At 66.7% G+C, this 18,417-nt stretch carries 16 protein-coding genes; 9 read left to right on the top strand and 7 right to left on the bottom strand.

Translation table 11 applies throughout. From position 1 onward, the window contains the following. Window positions 1–222: 222 nt before the first annotated feature. From VG566_RS15530 to VG566_RS15540, 3 genes are read left to right on the top strand one after another with little or no spacing between them, the layout of a single operon-like run. On the top strand, window positions 223–852 hold the full coding sequence (locus VG566_RS15530) for a superoxide dismutase (RefSeq protein ID WP_032962522.1): 630 nt from the start codon (window positions 223–225) through the stop codon (window positions 850–852). Further along, window positions 849–1,427, top strand: a complete 579-nt coding sequence (locus tag VG566_RS15535; RefSeq protein WP_032962524.1) for a flavin reductase family protein — start codon at window positions 849–851, stop codon at window positions 1,425–1,427. Before VG566_RS15530 ends, VG566_RS15535 begins: the two co-directional genes overlap by 4 nt. Continuing rightward, complete coding sequence (locus VG566_RS15540) at window positions 1,424–1,759, top strand: tetratricopeptide repeat protein (RefSeq protein WP_164165826.1); 336 nt, start codon at window positions 1,424–1,426, stop codon at window positions 1,757–1,759. The genes VG566_RS15535 and VG566_RS15540 overlap by 4 nt, the downstream gene beginning before the upstream one ends. A 5-nt stretch (window positions 1,760–1,764) precedes the next feature. On the opposite strand, the gene VG566_RS15545 is transcribed toward VG566_RS15540, so the two are convergent. Further along, window positions 1,765–2,913, bottom strand: coding sequence for a fatty acid desaturase family protein (locus VG566_RS15545; protein WP_005413710.1), 1,149 nt, complete (start codon window positions 2,911–2,913; stop codon window positions 1,765–1,767). Window positions 2,914–2,924: 11 nt separating this feature from the next. Further along, window positions 2,925–3,995, bottom strand: a complete 1,071-nt coding sequence (locus VG566_RS15550; RefSeq protein WP_053494485.1) for a ferredoxin reductase — start codon at window positions 3,993–3,995, stop codon at window positions 2,925–2,927. 92 nt (window positions 3,996–4,087) lie between these two features. Between VG566_RS15550 and fabR the strand changes: the two genes are divergently transcribed. From fabR to VG566_RS15565, 3 genes are all read left to right on the top strand, one after another. Then, window positions 4,088–4,744, top strand: a complete 657-nt coding sequence (fabR, locus tag VG566_RS15555; RefSeq protein ID WP_014647432.1) for an HTH-type transcriptional repressor FabR — start codon at window positions 4,088–4,090, stop codon at window positions 4,742–4,744. A gap of 268 nt (window positions 4,745–5,012) precedes the next feature. Continuing rightward, on the top strand, window positions 5,013–7,172 hold the full coding sequence (locus VG566_RS15560) for a TonB-dependent receptor (RefSeq protein WP_241884016.1): 2,160 nt from the start codon (window positions 5,013–5,015) through the stop codon (window positions 7,170–7,172). Further along, window positions 7,162–7,710, top strand: a complete 549-nt coding sequence (locus tag VG566_RS15565; RefSeq protein ID WP_241884017.1) for a thioredoxin-like domain-containing protein — start codon at window positions 7,162–7,164, stop codon at window positions 7,708–7,710. Before VG566_RS15560 ends, VG566_RS15565 begins: the two co-directional genes overlap by 11 nt. Before the next feature lie 114 nt (window positions 7,711–7,824). Here the strand turns inward: VG566_RS15565 and mntR are convergent, their stop codons facing one another. After that, window positions 7,825–8,295, bottom strand: coding sequence for a manganese-binding transcriptional regulator MntR (mntR, locus tag VG566_RS15570; RefSeq protein ID WP_014647435.1), 471 nt, complete (start codon window positions 8,293–8,295; stop codon window positions 7,825–7,827). A gap of 117 nt (window positions 8,296–8,412) precedes the next feature. On the opposite strand from mntR, the gene VG566_RS15575 reads away from it, so the two are divergent. Beyond that, the gene (locus tag VG566_RS15575; protein ID WP_241884018.1) at window positions 8,413–9,744 is read left to right on the top strand and encodes an Nramp family divalent metal transporter; all 1,332 of its coding nucleotides are present in this window, start codon (window positions 8,413–8,415) and stop codon (window positions 9,742–9,744) included. An 87-nt stretch (window positions 9,745–9,831) separates the two neighbouring features. Here VG566_RS15575 and VG566_RS15580 read toward each other — a convergent pair whose 3' ends face one another. From VG566_RS15580 to VG566_RS15595, 4 genes are all read right to left on the bottom strand, one after another. Further along, the gene (locus VG566_RS15580; RefSeq protein ID WP_005409967.1) at window positions 9,832–10,158 is read right to left on the bottom strand and encodes a thioredoxin family protein; all 327 of its coding nucleotides are present in this window, start codon (window positions 10,156–10,158) and stop codon (window positions 9,832–9,834) included. After that, a complete protein-coding gene (locus VG566_RS15585; protein ID WP_041864216.1) occupies window positions 10,130–10,609 on the bottom strand; it encodes a flavodoxin in 480 nt (159 codons plus the stop codon). Before VG566_RS15585 ends, VG566_RS15580 begins: the two co-directional genes overlap by 29 nt. Before the next feature lie 13 nt (window positions 10,610–10,622). Then, window positions 10,623–11,663, bottom strand: a complete 1,041-nt coding sequence (locus tag VG566_RS15590; RefSeq protein WP_008267116.1) for a ribonucleotide-diphosphate reductase subunit beta — start codon at window positions 11,661–11,663, stop codon at window positions 10,623–10,625. Between the two features lie 137 nt (window positions 11,664–11,800). Next, window positions 11,801–14,164 (bottom strand): ribonucleoside-diphosphate reductase subunit alpha, encoded by a 2,364-nt coding sequence (locus VG566_RS15595; protein ID WP_032962532.1) that lies wholly within the window; start codon window positions 14,162–14,164, stop codon window positions 11,801–11,803. A gap of 433 nt (window positions 14,165–14,597) precedes the next feature. On the opposite strand from VG566_RS15595, the gene VG566_RS15600 reads away from it, so the two are divergent. Further along, on the top strand, window positions 14,598–15,575 hold the full coding sequence (locus VG566_RS15600; protein ID WP_075077108.1) for a zinc-binding dehydrogenase: 978 nt from the start codon (window positions 14,598–14,600) through the stop codon (window positions 15,573–15,575). Window positions 15,576–15,776: 201 nt separating this feature from the next. Next, the gene (locus tag VG566_RS15605; protein ID WP_197557472.1) at window positions 15,777–18,404 is read left to right on the top strand and encodes a TonB-dependent receptor domain-containing protein; all 2,628 of its coding nucleotides are present in this window, start codon (window positions 15,777–15,779) and stop codon (window positions 18,402–18,404) included. Window positions 18,405–18,417 lie beyond the last annotated feature (13 nt).

Raw genomic sequence — 18,417 nt, forward strand, 5'->3', positions numbered from 1 at the left:
GGTCAGCGCAGGACCGTTGGCGCCACGGATGGCGCCATCGAGCCCCCATGGATGGGTTCACGGCGTGTCCTGCGCTGACCCATCAGCCCCTGCCTGCCAGGAAGAATCAAGGCGACGAACGCGCACGCATTTCAATCCCGCCCCTTGACCTCAACCAATGTTGAGGTGCGATAACAATCTCCCCACGGCCAGCCCCTGGCCTTCCCCACGGAGATTGCTTCGATGTCGTACTCGCTTCCCCCGCTCCCCTACGCCTACGACGCCCTTGAGCCGCACTTCGATGCGCGCACGATGGAAATCCATCACAGCAAGCACCACCAGGCCTACGTCAACAACCTCAATGCCGCCATCGAGCAGGCCGGCATCGCCGAGCAGCCGGTCGAGGCGCTGATCGCCAACCTCGGTGCCGTGCCCGAGGCGCAGCGTGGCGCGGTCCGCAACAACGGCGGTGGCCACGCCAACCACAGCCTGTTCTGGACCGTGCTCAGCGCCGACGGTGGTGCACCCGATGAGGAACTGGCCACCGCCATCGACCGTGACCTGGGCGGCTTCGATGCCTTCAAGGACGCCTTCAGCAAGGCCGCGCAGACCCGTTTCGGCAGCGGCTGGGCCTGGCTGACCAGTGATCGCGACGGCCGCCTGCAGGTCGAAAGCAGCGCCAACCAGGACAGCCCGCTGATGGGTGCAACCGTGGGCCTGTCCGGCAATACCCCGATCCTCGCGCTGGACGTCTGGGAACACGCCTACTACCTGCACTACCAGAACCGTCGCCCGGACTACATCGGTGCGTTCTTCAACATCATCAACTGGGCCGAGGTCGGCCGGCGCTACCGCCAGGCCCGGGCCTCATGAGCGGCGAGACAGTGCCGTACGCCGGGCCGTGGGCGGGGGTCTTCCCCGCACCGGCGCCGGTGCCGTCGGTCGAGATGCCGCCGCGTGCCCTGCGGCGGCTGCTCGGCCATTTCCCGACCGGCGTGGCCATCGTCTGCGCGCGCGATGCACAGGGCAAGCCGGTCGGCCTGACCATCAACTCGTTCGTACCGGTCTCGCTGCAGCCACCGCTGGTGCTGTGGAACCTGGCGTTGCACGCGCAGAGCCTGTCCACCTTCCAGCGCGCCACCCGCTTTGCAATCAGCGTGCTGGCGGCCGACCAGGAAGCGCTGGCCCGGCGCTTCGCCGATCCGCAGGTCCGCAATCGCTTCGACGGCCTGGCATTGCTGGATGACGACGAGGACGCCCCACCCCGCATCGCCGGTGCGGTCGCCCATCTCACCTGTACCCGCCACGCACAGTGGCCGGTGGGCGATCACCTGCTGCTGGCCGGCCGCATCATCGACGTGCACGAGAACGGCGGCGCGCCGCTGCTGTTCCATCGCGGCCGCTTCCAGCCCGGCCCGGCCGAACTGCTGGTGGAGGTGCGCGGATGAACATCGAAGCTCTGGAATGCATGCTCGCCGCCGGCAGGGACGGCGCGCTGCTGCGCTTCGGCCTGGGCAAGGGCTGGCTGGATGCCGGCAACCCGGTGCGCGCGGCCACCCATCTGGGCCGTTGCGTGGTGCTTGATCCGCAGTACTCGGCGGCGTGGAAGCTGCTGGGCAAGGCCTGGCTGGCCAGTGGCCAGCCGCAGGCGGCGCGCGAAGCCTGGCAGCGCGGATTGAGCGTGGCCGGCAGCAAGGGCGACCAGCAGGCACGCAAGGAAATGCAGGTGTTCTTGCGCCGCCTGGACCGCGAGCAGGCGGAGCCGGCGAAGGCGGGCTGAGTTGATCAGCCCGCGTTGGCCGATGCCGGTGCGGACATGATGTCCGACATCGGCAGGCGGCGCGGCTTGCTCGGGAACGCGTGGCGCAGGATGCGCCAGACCACCTGGCCGAACTGGCGCGGCAGCGAGCCGTTGTTGTAGTGCTGGCCGTAGCGACGGCAGATGTCCTTCACTTCCTTGGCAATGGCCGCATAGCGGTTGGCCGGCAGATCCGGATAGAAGTGATGCTCGATCTGGTGGCTGAGGTTGCCCGACAGCACGTTGATCAGGAAGCCGCCGCTGATGTTGGATGAACCGCGCAGCTGGCGCAGGTACCAGTGGCCGCGCGATTCATTGCGCAGGCATTCCTTCGGGAAGGTTTCCGATTCGGCGGTGAAGTGGCCGCAGAAGATGATCACGTAGGTCCAGATGTTGCGCAGTCCGTTGGCCACCATGTTGCCCAGCATCACGGTGAGGAAGAACGGGCCGGCCAGCAGCGGGAAGAACACGTAGTCCTTCAGCACCTGGCGGGCCATTTTCCGCGCCACCGGGCGGGTCTGCATCCACATCGCACGGCCGCTGATGCGGCCCTTCAGCCAGCGGCCCAGGCGCAGGTCCTGCGCGGCCACGCCCCACTGGAACAGCAGCGCGAAGATCGGCGCGATGATCGGCTGCAGCAGGTAGAACGGCTTCCAGCGCTGCTCCGGGAAGATGCGCAGCAGGCCATAACCGATGTCATCGTCCATGCCACGTACGTTGGTATAGGTGTGGTGGCGGAAATTGTGGGTCTTGCGCCAGTTGTCGGCAGTGGCAACGATGTCCCACTCATAGGTATTGCCGTTGAGCTTGGGGTCGCCGGTCCAGTCGAACTGGCCGTGCATGACGTTGTGGCCCAGCTCCATGTTCTCCAGGATCTTAGACAGCGCCAGCAGCAGCGTGCCGGTGATCGCGGCCGGCCACAGCAGCGGCATCCAGAACAGTGGCGAGAACGCCGCCAGGAACAGCAGGCCACGGCCCCCCACGCCAAACCAGCGCACGGCGGCGGCCACGCGGCGGATGTAGCGGGTATCGGAGGCGCCGAGGCTGCCGATCACACGGTCGCGGATCGCGTCGAGTTCCTCACCGAAGGCATGCATCTCGGCAGTACTCAGGGCACGGTCGGTAGCGCGGGTCATGGCAGGCGTCCTCAGAGATCCAGGGTCAGGTCGGTGGTCGGTGCGCTCACGCAGATCCGTACCGGCTGCGCCGATTCGGACTGCAGGTCGCCGGTGCGCAGGTGGCGGGTGGCGCCACTGACGCGGTCACAGCTGCAGGTGTTGCAGATGCCCATGCGGCAGCCATGCCTGGGCTTGATGCCATGGGCTTCCAGGCTTTCCAGCAGCGAGCTGCCACGCGGCACGCTCAGCTGGCGGCCACTGCGCGCCAGCGTCAGCACGACCTCCCCTTCACTGCTGGCGTCACGCAGCGGTGCGGGAGGAGTGAACGCTTCCGCCTGGAAACCGGCGACCTGGTGCGCCAGGCGTTCGCGGGCGGCGGCAACGAAGCCGTCCGGGCCGCAGGCCAGCACATGGCGCTGCGCCAACGGGGTGTCATCGCCCGCCACCTGCAGGTCGTGGGCATCGATCCGTGCGGCGGGCACATCCCCTTCGCGGGTGGTCAGCAGATGCACACGCAGGTTCGGCTGGCTGGCGGCCAACGCCTGCAGCTCATCACGGAACTGCAGGTGGGCGGCGCTGCGTTCCCAGTAGAACAGGTCCACCGGCGCTGCCAGCGGGCGCTGGCAGGCGTCGCGCAACAGGCTGCGCATCGGCGTGATGCCACTGCCGGCAGCCAGCAGCAACACCGGCGCCGCAGCCGGCATGTGGAACTCGCCGAAGGCGGCATCGAGGCGGAACAGTTCGCCCGGCTGCGCGCGGTTGACCAGGTGCTGGCTGACGAGGCCGCCGTCGATCGCCTTGACGGTGATCGCCAGCTCGCGCCGACCCAGTGCGGTGGGGCTGTAGCTGCGCTGCCACAGGCGCCCTTCAATCTCCACGCCCAGGGTGACGTGCTGGCCGGCGCGCATGCCGGCCCAGTGCCGGTTGGTGCGCAGGACCAGGGTCGCCGCGCCCTCGCCGGCCGGCTCTCGCCGGACCAGGCGGGCCACCGGCTCGCGCAGGGTCCACAGGGGATTGAGCTGGCCTGCCCAGAAATCGAACAGCGACGGCGAGACCCAGCGGTACGGAGAGAACAGGGACGGACGGACGACAGCGCTCATGGGCGAACTATACGGGCGCACATACACCTGTGTATACATGTGTATATTGAACCGGATTGGGTATGATTCAGCCTCGCCCCACCGGAACCCCCATGGCCGCCGCCACCGCCTTGTCGACGCCTGAAGATGCCAACAGCCCGGCCCGCCGTACGGTGAGCCGCGAGGACCTGCTGGCCGCCGCCCTGAAACTGATCGGGCCGCACCGCAGCCTGTCCACGCTCAGCCTGCGCGAAGTGGCACGTGAGGCCGGCATCGCGCCGAACAGCTTCTACCGGCAGTTCCGCGACATGGACGAACTGGCCGTGGCGCTGATCGACGCCGCCGGCCGCTCGCTGCGGACCATCATCGGCGAGGCCCGCCAGCGCGCCACCTCCACCGCCACCAGCGTGGTGCGGGTTTCGGTGGAGACCTTCATGGAACAGCTGCGCGCCGACGACAAGCTGCTGCACGTACTGCTGCGCGAAGGCGCGGTGGGTTCGGACGACTTCAAGCACGCGGTCGAACGTGAGCTGCACTATTTCGAGGAAGAGCTGCAGCACGACCTGGTGCGTCTGGCCGCGCTGGACGGCGCCGTGCTGCATGCCCCGGAACTGGTGGCCAAGGCCATCACCCGGCTGGTGTTCGCGATGGGTGCCACCGCCATGGACCTGCCGCCGGAGAAGGACCCGGAGCTGATCGAAGAGATCTCCACGATGATCCGCATGATCATCGTCGGCGCCCGCACGCCCGCCGCGTTCCGCCGCGGCTGACGATCGCCCCCGGGGTCGGATCCCTTTCCAAGGGAAAGGGCTCTGACCCCAACCACACAGCAACACCAACCTCCGTGCATGACCACAGGCAGGGTTGCGGCCGCCAAATGTAATGTTATAACACGGCCATGATCTGGCTCGGTCGGCGTTCCGCTCGGAATGACTGCGGCGTCATTATATAGCACTTGCTATATTGATAAGCCACTGCTTTCATATGCGTCAGCCAGGTCGCCCTCGCCGCCTTTCTTTCCCCAAGGACGACGCCCTCATGCCCGTTGCCACGCCCCTCTTCCATCGGCTGCCCCTGGCCGCCGCCATTGCCCTGACCCTGCCGCTGCCCGCACTGGCCGCCACTCCGAAACCGACCGAACTGGACCGTGTGCAGGTCAAGGTGAGCACCGCCACGCGCAGCGAACGCCTGCTGTCGGACGTGCCGATCCGCACCGAGGTGCTGCGCAAGGAAGACATCGCGCTGCGCGCGGCCACCGACTTCTCGCGCGCCGCCGAGCTGATCAACGGCCTGCGCGTGGAGAGCAACTGCCAGAACTGCAACACCAGCGAAGTGCAGCTGCTGGGCCTGCCCGGTGCCTACAACCAGCTGCTGTTCGATGGCATCCCGCTGTTGTCCACGCTGGGCAGCGTGTACGGCCTGGAACAGATCCCGGCCGGGTTCGTCGACCGCATCGAAGTGGTCAAGGGCGGTGGCTCGGCGCTGTACGGCCCGGGTGCGGTTGCCGGTGTGATCAACCTGATTCCGCCGCTGCCGGCGCGCAGTGGTGGTCATGTGCAGGCCGGCGTGGATGTCCTGGAAGGTACGCCGCAGAAGAACGCCGACCTGCGGCTGGACCTGGTGGCCAGGGACGCAGACGCCGGCCTGTCAATGATTGCCCAGCGCAACTGGAACAACGGCATCGACTACAACGGTGACGGCTACACCGAGATCACCCGAAAGAACCTCAAGGTCGGCGGGCTGCAGGCCTGGTACGCGCCCACGCCGGGTACGCGGCTGCGCCTGGACCTGCAGGTGACCGATGAAACCCGCCGCGGCGGCAACCGCCTGGACCAGCCCGGATACCTGGCCAACATCGCCGAATCGCTGGATACGAAATACCGGCGCGGCAGTGTGTCGTGGGACCAGGAGATCACTGCCGACGTCGATTTCCGCCTGGCCTACGCCTTCGCCGACATCGACCGCGACAGCTTCTACGGCGGTCTCGGCGACGTAGTCACCGATCCGTCCGCACCCGGCTATGACCCGTCGCAGCTGGACCGCAACGTGGCCGGCAGCGCGGCCTCGCGTTCGTGGCGCCAGTACGGCCGCACCCACAACCCGCTGCACTACATCGACAGCCAGTTGAACTGGCGGCTGGGCGCGCATGCGCTGGCCTTCGGCGTGCAGTACAAGCACGAGGCGCTGCGCGACGACAACCGCACCGGTGACGGGCAGCGTCTTGCGGTGTTGGAGGATGCGACCTTCCACAACCTGGGCGCGTTCATCCAGGACGAATGGAGCCTGCGCGACAACGTCGACCTGGTGCTGGGTGCACGCGTGGACAAGAGCTCGGAACTGGACAGCGCGGTGTTCTCGCCGCGCATCGCGCTGGCCTGGCAGGCCACGCCAAACCTGAAATGGCGGGCGGGCATTGCCACCGGCTTCCGTGCTCCGGAGATCTTCGTTGAGGATGTGCACGTCGATACGCTCGGTGGCGAACAGGTACGCGTGCGCAATACCGATGGCCTGAAGGAAGAGCGCGCGTTGACCACCCTGTTCGGCTTCGACTGGCGCTCGGACCCGGCCAATCCGGTGTGGAGCTGGGATGCTACCGCCTCCTATGCACGCATCCGCGATACCTTCGCGCTGGGCGAGATCCAGCGCGGCGATGACGGCCAGCTGAGCCAGCTGCGTTACAACGCCTCCGGCTCGGACGTGCTGGGTGCGGAAACCAACCTCGGCTGGCAGCCGTCGCTGCAGTGGCGCCTGACCGCCGGTGCCTCGTGGTACCGCTCGCGCTACCGCGAGCCGCAGCGCGTCTTCGACGACAGCGGCGACGGTGGCGACACCGTGATCGAAAGCCGCGACTACCTGAAGACTCCGCGCTGGACCGGCCTGGCCCAGCTCAGCTGGATGCCGGCCGAACCGTGGGAAACCTTCGTCGCGCTGCGCCATACCGGGCCGATGTCGGTGCTGAACAACCGGTTGGGCGAACTGCACCGCACGCGTTCGTTCCTGGTCACCGATCTCGGGGCGCGCTGGCACCGCCATCTGGGCGCACAGGCGCAGCAGGAAGTGTCGGTGGCCGCAGGCGTCAAGAACGTGTTCGATCAGCGCCAGAAGGATCTGGAAGTGGGCGCGCTGCGTGACAGCGACTATGTCTACGGGCCGCGCTTCGCGCGCTCGTGGTACGTCAACCTGCGCTATGCGTTCTGAAGCACTGCGAGCGCTGTTGCTGGCCTGTGCCGCGCTGCCGGCCGCACCGACGATGGCTGCGGACCTGCACGCGCAGGTCTCGGCCTCGTTGATGCGGCCGGAGCAGCGCTCGCTGCGGCCGATGCAGTGGTCGCCGCCGCCGAAGCTGGTCGCGCTGTACTTCGGTGCCGACTGGTGCGCACCGTGCCATGCGTTCGTCCCCACGCTGCGCAGCGTGCGCGACGCATTGCGCGAGGCCGGCGCCGATACCGAAGTGGTGTACGTCAGCCTGGATGAGAGCGAGAGCGCGCTGCGCCGCTACATGCACGCGCAGGACATGCCGTGGCCGGTGCTGGACCCGCGCCGCGCCGCGCGCATGCCGGCGCTGCAGGCATTGGCCGGGCTGGCACCGCCGAACCTGGTACTGATCGATGCCGACGGCACGGTGCTGGCCAACGGCTGGCAAGGCCGGCGCTATGAAGGCCTGCAGCCGGTGTTGAAGGAATGGATGAAACGGGCGTGTGCGCAGCAGCAGGCGCGCTGCCCGCCCGATCTGTAGAGTCGAGCCACGCTCGACGCATTCGATCACCGTGCGAACGGCAGCCGAGCATGGCCCGGCTCCACAAAAACCGGGATCGCGCGAACGGCCGGAGGCCATGGCCCGGCGCTACCGTTACGGCGCCTCGCCCTCGGCCTTGCGCACGAACGCTTCGAACAAGGCCAGCGTCTGCTCGCTCACATGGTGCTCGATGCCCTCGGCATCGCGCCGCGCGGTATCTGCGTCCACGCCCAGCGCCAGCAGGAAACGCTCCACGGTCTGGTGGCGCTGGCGGCTGGCGTGGGCCAGCGCCTCGCCTTCCGGGGTCAGGAACACGCCACGGTACGGCCGCTGTACCACCCAGCCATCACGGGCCAGGCGCCGCAGCATCTTCGCCACGGTGGGCTGGGCCACGCCCAGACGGGTGGCGATGTCGACCTGGCGGGCCTCGCCGCCGTCGGCCAGCAGGTCCGAAATCAGCTCGACATAGTCCTCCACCAGCTCCATCCGGTGCGCCTCGCGCACTTGCCGGAAGCTCTCGACCTGGCGCTCGGCCTCGATCAAGGGGGTGCTTTTCAGCGATGTCGAATCGTCGGTCTTGCCCACGCCTGCGCCTGCCCTTCCGGTGCAATCCGGTCTCGAACCTGAATTCTGGACCAGTCACACGATAAAGACGATTGTTTCACATTGCTAATGACTATAGCAGGAGCTATATTCGGACCCATGAACACCCTGGCGCCCCGCGACCCTTCGGCCTCCACTCCGGCCAGCCTGGGTGCGCTCAACGCCTCGGTCGCGGTGCCCGACAAGGGCCATTGGTGGTTCCGCCTGCTGGCCTTCCTCGGCCCGGGCTACATGATCTCGGTCGGCTACATGGACCCTGGCAACTGGGCCACTGACCTCGCCGGCGGTTCGCGCTTCGGCTACCTGCTGCTGTCGGTCATCCTCATCTCCAACCTGATGGCGGTGATCCTGCAGGCGCTGTCGGCGCGGCTCGGCATCGCCACCGGCATGGACCTGGCGCAGGCCTGCCGCGCGCGTTACCCGAAGCCGGTGAACCTGGCGCTGTGGGCGCTGTGCGAGGCCGCGATCATCGCCTGCGACCTGGCCGAGGTGATCGGCACCGCGATCGCCTTGAAGCTGCTGTTCGACCTGCCACTGTTGTGGGGTGCGGTGATCACTGCGCTGGATACATTGCTGGTACTGCTGCTGATGAACCGCGGCTTCCGTGCGCTGGAGGCCTTCGTGATCGCGCTGCTGATGGTGATCTTCGCCTGCTTCGTGGTGCAGATCGCGATGGCTGCGCCGCCGGTGATGGCGGTGCTGGGCGGCTTCATTCCGCGCGCGCAGGTGGTGACCGATCCGCACGCGCTGTACATCGCGATCGGCATCATTGGTGCCACCGTGATGCCGCACAACCTGTACCTGCATTCGTCCATCGTGCAGACCCGCGCCTACCCACGTACCGATGAAGGCCGCCGCAGTGCGCTGCGCTGGGCGGTGACCGACAGCACCCTCGCGCTGACCCTGGCGCTGTTCATCAACGCCAGCATCCTGATCCTGGCGGCGGCGGTGTTCCATGCCAATGGCCGATTTGATGTGGAAGACATCGAGCAGGCGCACCAGCTGCTGGCACCGATGCTGGGTGTGGGCGCGGCGGCGACGTTGTTCGCGGTGGCCCTGCTGGCCTCGGGCCTGAATTCGACGGTGACCGCCACGCTGGCCGGCCAGATCGTGATGGAAGGCTTCCTGCACCTGCGAATGCCGCCGTGGCTGCGTCGGCTGATCACGCGTGCGCTGGCCATCATCCCGGTGGTGGTGGTGATCCTGCTGTTCGGCGACCAGGGCGCGGTGAAGCTGCTGGTGCTGAGCCAGGTGGTGCTGTCGATGCAGTTGCCGTTCGCGATCATCCCGCTCGTACGGATCGTGACCGACAAGGTGACGATGGGCGCGCTGGTCGCACCGCGCTGGCTGGGCGCGATCGCCTGGGTGATCGCGCTGGTCATCGTGGTGTTGAACGTGAAGCTGCTGGTGGATACCCTCAACGGCGCATAGCGCGAAGTACCAGGGACGCCTGTGTAGAGTCGAGCCATGCTCGACTCATCGCACACCGCACGAACAGCAGCCGAGCATGGCTCGGCTCTACAAATGCAACGCAATCGCGGCCTCGATCTGCTGCGGCGACTGGAACCCTGCCAGGCGGGTACGTTCGTCCCCGTCACGGAACAGCGAGAGCGTCGGCGTCTGCCGCAGCCCCAGTTCCCTGAAGAACGCCTCGCCCAGCACCTCCAGCTGCACGCGCAGCAGCGTGGTGCCCTGCCCCGCGACGCTGTTGGCCACCCGGTGCAGCGACATCTCCAGCATCCGGCACCCCGGGCACTGGTCCTTGTGGAAGTCCACCAGTACGCGCGGGTGTTCGGCCAGCAGCTGCTGGAACTGCTCAGGCGTGGTGGCGTCGATGATCTGCATCGCTGTTGCTCCAGTAATGGGCCAGGACCGCATCGGTCCAAGCCTCGATGGCCGCGGCATGGCGCTCTCCATGCGGCATCTGTTCGATCTCCAGCGGCGGATAGTCGCTGTGGAAGTAGCGGATCAGCCGGTGCACAGCACCGCAGTAGTACTCCTGCCCCCACTGTGTCTCGCCGGTACCGAACACCGCCAGCTGCCGCGGCCGCTCGCCGCGCTCGGCGATGCCAGCCACCCATGCCTTCATCTCCGAAGGCGTGCGGCCGGCGTTGTCGGTCCAGCAGCCCAGCAGCACCAGGTCGGCCTCGTCGGCCGCCAGGGACGGCGCCTGCTGCAGGTCGTCGGCCTCCTGCCAGTGCACGGCATGGCCTGCAGCGCGGCAACGCTCGGCAATCTGCCGGCCAAGCTCGCGGGTGTTGCCGCTCAGTGAGGCCACCACCAGCAGGATGCTCAGCGCCGTGCCGGACTCAGAGGTCGTCGAAGCCGTTGTCGACGTTGGTCTTCTTGTAACTTGCATTGCGCATCTCGAAGAAGTCGGTCTTGGTTTCGGTGAAGTTGTCGGCGTAAGCCTTGATCCACGGCATCACGTTGTCGGTGGTGTCGCTGTACAGCCGCTCGATGCCGAGCATGCCGGCCATCTTGTTGGCGCGGTACTTCACGTAGCGCGTCATTTCCTCCACATCGATGCCATCGATGCCGTCCAGTACTTCCGATGACCACTGGGTTTCCAGTTCGATGGCGTGCTCGAACGCCTGGTGCACATAGGCGGTCAGCTCGTTGGTCTGCAGCTCCGGGTTCTCGCCGATGATGGCGCGGATCAGCTCGCTGATGAACTTGGTATGGGCCAGCTCGTCGCGGTTGATGAAACTGATGATCTTGCCGGTGCCGGTCATGCGGTTCTGCCGCACCATGTTGTAGAAGTACGCAAATCCGGAATAGAAGTTGATGCCCTCCAGGATCGAGGACTGGATCAGCGACTTCAACAGGGTCTCGGCGGTCTTCTCGCGCATGAAGTCGTCATACGCGCCCATGATCGGCGCGTTGCGCTTGATGATGGTCGGATGGGTGCGCGCCAGTTCAAATACGCGGTTCTGGTTCGGCAGGTCGGTGATCGAGGCCAGCACATAGCTGTAACTCTCGTTGTGGATCACTTCCTGCTGGCCGATGATCGCGGCATTGGCATGCGCGGCCGGGTCGGTGATGTACTCGGCCACGTTGTAGATGAAGCGCGTCTGCGGTGAGTCGAGCGTGGCCAGCAGGCCGATGATCGAGTCGTAGGCGTTCTTTTCGCGCCCGGACAGCTCGCCGTACTGGCGCGCGTCGGCCTTCATGTCGACTTCGTCGGGGATCCAGAAGTTGGTCGACAGCTCCTTGTAGGCCCGATAGAACGACGGGTACGGGATGTCATTCCAGTTCAGGATGCCGCTGGTGCGGCCGTTGATGATGCCGGTGCTGCGGTTGGGATGGCGCGGTTCGAGGATCTTGATGCGGTCGAGGGGGGTTGCCATGGTTTTCTGCCTTCGTTCTCTTTCTATCGTGTTGCCGGCCAGCGGCCGGCACTACCGAAGATCGCGGGGTTGCCGGCCAGCGGCCGGCACTACCGAAGATCGCGGGGTTGCCGGCCAGCGGCCGGCACTACCATTGATCAGCTGGAGCACCATTCGCATTCGCTGATGTCGATGTCGTTGGAGCGCACGTAGTAGGTGGTCTTCAGGCCCTCGCGCCAGGCGCTCAGGTGCAGCTCCAGCAGGGTGCTGGCGCGGATCGTGCTGGGCACGTACAGGTTGAAGCTGATCGACTGATCAACATGGCGCTGGCGACGCGCGTTCTGGCGCACGCTGGCGAACTGGTCGACCTTGTACGCCCCCTTCTCGTAGTACGGCCAGGTTTCCAGCGACAACCCCGGCGCTGCCACCGGCCGCCGGAAGTCCTTTTTTTCCTCGTAGTAGAACGCGCTGTAGATCGGGTCGATCGACGCGGTGGAGCCGGCAATCTGCGCGGTGCTCATGTTCGGCGCGACCGCCAGCAGCCAGCCGTTGCGCAGGCCGTGCGTGGCGACCTCGCGCGCCAGGCTGTCCCATGCGGCGCCAGTGTAGTCGCGGTCACGGAAGTAACGCCCGTTGTGCCAATCGCTGCCGGTGAACATCGGATAGCTGCCCTTTTCCTTCGCCAGTTGCGCGCTGGCCTGGATGGTCAGGAAATTGATGCGCTCATACAGGCGGTCGGCCAGTTGTTCGGCATCCGGTGAATCCCACTGGATCGCCTGCTGCGCCAGCAGGTGGTGCCAACCGAACGTGCCCAGTCCGATGGCGCGGTACTTGCGGTTGGTGATCGTGGCCTGCGGCACCGGCAGTGCGTTGAGGTCGATCACGTTGTCCAGCATGCGCACCTGGATCGGGATCAGGCGCTCCAGCACATCGGTGGCCAGCAGGTCATCCGGCGCATGGATCGCGCGGCCGAGGTTGATCGAAGACAGGTTGCAGACCACGAAGTCGCCGGCGCGGCGTGTGGTGACGATCTGGTCGCCGCTGACGATCTCCTGGATCATCCGCGTCGGGCTCATGTTCTGCAGGATCTCGGTGCACAGGTTGCTGGAATAGATCATGCCGGCGTGCTTGTTCGGGTTACGGCGGTTGACCTCGTCGCGGTAGAACAGGAACGGGTTGCCCGTCTCCAGCTGGCTGAGCATGATCCGCTTGAACAGATCGATCGCCTTCACCGTGCGCCGGCTGATGCGCTCGTCGGCCACCAGTTCGGCGTAGCGGTCGCGGAAGCTGCCCGCGCCGCGCTTCTCGTCGTAGAAGTCCTGCAGGTACCAGCCCTTGGCCTGCTTCACCTCGTGCGGGTCGAACAGGTACCAGTCGGCACGGCGTTCGACTGCTTCCATGAACAGGTCCGGCACGCACACCGAGGTGAACACATCATGCGCGCGCAGGCGCTGGTCGCCGTTGTTGAGGCGCAGGTCCATGAAGGCTTCGATGTCGCGGTGCCAGATGTCCAGGTACACCGCCACCGCGCCCTTGCGCTGGCCAAGCTGGTCGACCGAAACTGCGGTGTTGTTGAGCTGCTTGATCCACGGCACCACGCCGCCGGAGGAATTGGGCACGCCCCGTATCGGCGCGCCGCTGCTGCGCACATAGCCCAGATAGGCACCCACGCCGCCGCCGTGCTTGGACACGCGGGCGATGTCGGTATTGGAGTCATAGATGCCCTGCAGGCTGTCGTCCACCGTGTCGATGAAGCAGCTGGACAGTTGCCCCCCGACCTTGCCGGCGTTGGCCAGGGTCGGCGTGGCCACCGTCATGTACAGGTTGGACAGCGCCCAGTACGCCTCGCCGACCAGCTGCATGCGCCGCTCGCGCGGCTTTTCTTCCTGCATGAGGTACAGCGCGATGGTCAGCCAACGCTCCTGCGGCAGCTCATAGACCTCGCGGCTGCGGTCGCTGGCCAGATAGCGCGTGGCCAGCAGGTACAGGCCGTTGTAGGCGAACAGGCGGTCGCGTTCCGGGTCGATCATACCGCCGGCCTGCTGCAGTTCTTCCTTCGAGTAGCAGCGCAGGATGTCGTTGCTGTAGATGCCGCGGTCAGCCAGGCTTTCCTGCAGGCCCACGTAGGAGCCGTACTTCAGGCCGACATCGTAGAAGCGGTTGCGGCTGGCACGCTTGTACAGGCGGCGCAGGTAGATGCGCGCGGCAAACTGCTCCCACTCCGGCGCGACCAGGTCCACGCGCGATTCGGCCTCGCGGATCAGCAGATCGACAAGGTCATCGGCGCTGATGCTGGGCTTGCGCTCGACCATTGCCTGCACCACGCGGCGGTAGTCGCTCACATCCAGCTGCGGGAACTCGGCGTGCACCGCATCGATGCTGCGCTGCAGGCGCTCGGCGTCGAATGGCAGGCGGCGGTTGCCGGCCTCCTTGGTGATCCAGGTCGGCACGCGCTCGCCACCGGCGCGCAAGGCGTCGCCAGCGCCGGCCAGATCGGCCACGCGGAAGGTACTGTCGGTCATGGTGGTGAAGCTCCAGGCTCGCACGCGCGTTGGCGGTCGATGCCATGGCGGCCCTGCACGCGATACCGGCGCACGGGGCGGTCGGGGTGGGATGCCAAAGCGCGGGAACACCAGATCGTCGGCAACAGCCTGCGCCTGCGGCCGGTATCCGGGCCGTGGGGGCGATCTGGGTCCGCACGATGGCGGCCGCGTCGACACGGCAAGCCTTCAGGGGCGGGCCGCGGGACGTTTGCTGCGTGTCCGGCGGCGGCGGCTGACCGGGAGTGACGACCACAACATAGTGGGGATAATCGGAACCGTCAACACAAGATGCGGCAATCACGACATGCCGCGACGATCAGTCGCAGGATGCCGTGTTGCACCTGCGGCGCCTTGTCGACAGCGCCTGCGTCCCCAGTTCGGTACAACATCAACTTTCCGCGGAACACCGCCCATGCGCGCTGCCCAGTACCCTTCCTTCGGCAACCCGGCCGACGTCCTCGCCATTGCCGATGCCACCCTCCCCGAGCCCGGCCCCGGCGAGGTGCGCATCCGCACCGTGCTGGCCTCGATCCACAATCACGACCTGCTGACCGTGCGCGGCCTCTACGGCTACAAGCCGACACTGCCGGCGATCGGTGGCAGTGAAGCATTGGGCGTGGTCGATGCACTCGGCGAAGGGGTCGACGGCCTGCAGATCGGCCAGCGGGTGGCCGCCGCCTCGGTGCATGGCACCTGGGCCGAAGCGTTCATTGCACCGGCACGCATGGTGATTCCGATGCCCGAGGCGATCCCCGACGAAATGGCCGCGCAGCTGATCGCCATGCCGCTGAGCGCGCTGATGCTGCTGGAATTCCTGCACGTCGAAGCAGGCCAGTGGATCGTGCAGAACACCGCCAACGGCGCGGTGGGCAAGTCGCTGGCGATGCTGGCGCGGGCGCGTGGCGTGCATGTGGCCAACCTGGTGCGCAATGCCGATGCGGTCGCGCAGTTGCAGGCGCTGGGCATCGATCATGTGTTCGACACCTCGGTTGAGGGTTGGAAGGATCGCGTGCGTGAAGCGACTGGCGAAGCACAGGCCGCGGCCGCGGTGGATTCCATCGGCGGCGACGCCAGCGGTGACCTGGTCGACCTGCTCGGCCACCACGGCACCCTGGTGTCGTTCGGGGTGATGAGCGGCGAGCCGATGCGCATTCCCGCCGGTGGCCTGATCTACAAGGAGGCCACGGTGAAGGGCTTCTGGGGCAGCAAAGTCAGCCAGGCGATGGCGGTGGAGGACAAGCGCCGGCTGGTCGGCGAGCTGCTGAAGCGTGCGGCCAGCGGCGAACTGACCCTGCCGGTGGAGAAGATCTTCGCACTGGACGACATCGCCCAGGCGGCAAAGGCGGGCGCCGGTTCTGGCCGCAATGGCAAGGTGCTGCTGCGGCCTTGAGGGTAGGACAACCGGGGTCAGATCCCTTTCCGCTGGAAAGGGACCTGACCCCCGGGAGGAGTGCGGACCAACGGTCCGCACCCATCGAGTCGGTTCGTTAAGAACCTGTGATGTATAACTGAATGCGCTTTCGTCATTGGAAGGCGTACTTGCCTGCATGCGGTACTGACGGCTCCTCCCCCGTTCGGCGTTGTCGCTTCCATGTACCGCACCACCCTGAACCTGCTTGCCGGCGCGATCGCGCTGGGCCTCACCGCCGGCGCTGCCGGCGCCGCTGAAACCGCCGATGCCGGCAAGGACAGCACCACCCTGGGCACCGTGCTGGTGACCGGCTCCAACATCAAGCGCAGCGACACCGCCGGGCCGAACCCGGTGCAGATCGTCAGCCGCGAACAGATCGAGCAGACCGGTCGCTCCACCCTCACCGACGTGCTGCGCAACCTGTCGGCCAATGCCGGCAACAGTTTCGACGAGCAGTACACCGGCAGCTTCGCCGCCGGTTCTGCATCGATCGGCCTGCGCGGCCTGTCTCCGAAGAACACGCTGGTGCTGGTCAACGGCTACCGCGTCTCCAACTTCGGTTTCGCGCTCAACACCCAGGACACCTTCGTCGACCTCAACGCGCTGCCGATCAGCGCAGTGGAACGCATCGAAGTGCTGAAGGATGGCGCCTCGGCGGTGTACGGTTCCGATGCCATCGCCGGCGTCATCAACATCATCCTGCGAAAGAACTTCCAGGGCGTGGAAGTCGGCGGCGGCTTCGGTACCGCCACCCAGGGCGGCCTGAACGAGCGCAAGGCCAACCTGCTGGCTGGCTTCGGTGACCTCGAACAGCAGGGCTGGAACGTGCTGTTCGGGCTGGACCTGCTCAAGCGTGATCGCCTCGACGCCGACCAGCGTGCCTACACCCGCAGCGGCGATTTCCGCGACAAGCCCGGCGGCCGCCTGGCCGGTTGGTCCACCGCCGGTGGCAACTGGCTGTCCAACCCACGCGCGCCGCAGCCGTTCGCCAACTGCCCCGACGGCAGCCAGCTGCGCCCGTACAGCGACTTCGGCAGCACCCTGCCCGGCCAGGCCTGCGCCTTCAACGCGCAGCCGTTCAAGACCCTGCAGCCCGGCGCCGAGCGCCTGCAGGCGTCGTTGAGCGCGACCTACCGCTTCAACGACAGCGTCGAAGCCTTCGCCGATGTGCTGTACAGCCACAACAAGGCCGACCAGATCTTCAGCGCGCCGCTCACCGTGGGCCCTGGCCTGCGTGCCTACAACCCGGCCACCGGCACGCTTATCGACGTGCCGGCGGTGCTGCCGGTCGGCCACCCGAACAACCCGGGCAGCACGCCGCTGCCGTTCGAGTACACGTTCTTCGACCTCGGCCCGCGCCTGAAGGACAACACCCAGGTGTTCTACCGCGCCTTGGCCGGCGTGCGTGGCAGCGGCGAGCGCTGGGACTGGGAAGTGGCGGCGCTGACCTCGCAGAGCGCGCAGCGCGAGTACGTCGACAATTTCGTCAACCGCTACGCGTTCGAACAGATCCTGCGCGATGGCAGTTACAACTTCCTCAACCCGTCCGCCACGCCGGGCGCGCTGGATGCACTGCGCCTGCAGACCAAGCGGCCAGGCTGGTACAAGCTGCACGCGTTGAACGTCAAGGCCTCGACCTCGCTGTGGGACCTCCCGGCCGGTGCGGTCGGCTTCGCCTGGGGTGCCGAGTTCCGCAAGGAGTCACTGGATGCGCGCACCAGCGCACAGGTGCTGTCGGGCACCGAACTGCGTCCGGCCATCAACGTGGTCAACGGCGAGCGTCAGGTCAGCGCCGCCTACGCCGAATTGAGCGTGCCGCTGCACCGCACGCTTGAGCTGCAGGTGGCTGGTCGCGGCGACCACTACGATGATTTCGGCAAGGCGTTCTCGCCGAAGCTGGCGCTGCGCTGGCAGCCGTTGGACAGCCTGCTGCTGCGCGGTTCGTTCTCGCGCGGCTTCCGCGCCCCCTCGCTGCCGGAAATCGCGCCGGGCCAGACCGTCAGCTACGGCTCGGTGATCGATCCGCTGGATCCGCTGCAGCCCGGTGGCAGCCGTGGCGTGACCAACATCCGCACCGGCAACCCGGACCTGAAGGCCGAACGCTCGCGCAACTTCAACGTGGGCGCGGTGTGGTCGCCGGATGGCGATACCAGCATCGGCCTGGACTGGTACCGCATCGAGCAGGACAACCTGGTCAAGCCGGACAGCGCGCAGTTCATCGTCGACAACCCGACGCTGTTCCCCGGCCGTGTACAGCGTGATGCGCAGGGGCGCATCCAGTTCATCACCAACCAGTACGCCAACCAGGGCGAACTGACCACCTCCGGGCTGGACCTGGATGCCAACCACACCTTCCGCACCGAGGGCTGGGGCAACTTCACCGTGGCCGGCAGCTGGACCCACCTGCTCAGCTTCAAGCAGCCGCTGGTGGCCGGCCAGGCACCGTATGACGGCGCCGGCAACAACCGCCACGGCGCACTGCCGCGCACCCGCGGCACCACCTCGCTGAACTGGGCGGTGGGCGACTGGAGCAGCACGCTGAGCCTGCAGTACGTGAGCGGCTATGACCAGCGTGTGGCGACGGCGACCAGCAACCCGGGCCTGCGCGACCGCATCAAGCCGTATCACCAGCTGGACCTGTACGTGGCCTACGAAGGTATTCCCAACACCACGCTGTCGCTGTCGGTGCTGAACCTGACCGACAAGGATCCGCCGTTCGACCCGGCCGGTGGCTCCAACGGCTTCGACATCAGCCAGTACAACCTGCGCGGGCAGTTCGTCTCGCTGGGGGCGCGCTACCGGTTCTGATGGGCCAACGGGG

The organism is Stenotrophomonas sp. CASM114, from assembly GCF_049384325.1.
Classification (GTDB): Bacteria; Pseudomonadota; Gammaproteobacteria; order Xanthomonadales; family Xanthomonadaceae; genus Stenotrophomonas; species Stenotrophomonas muris.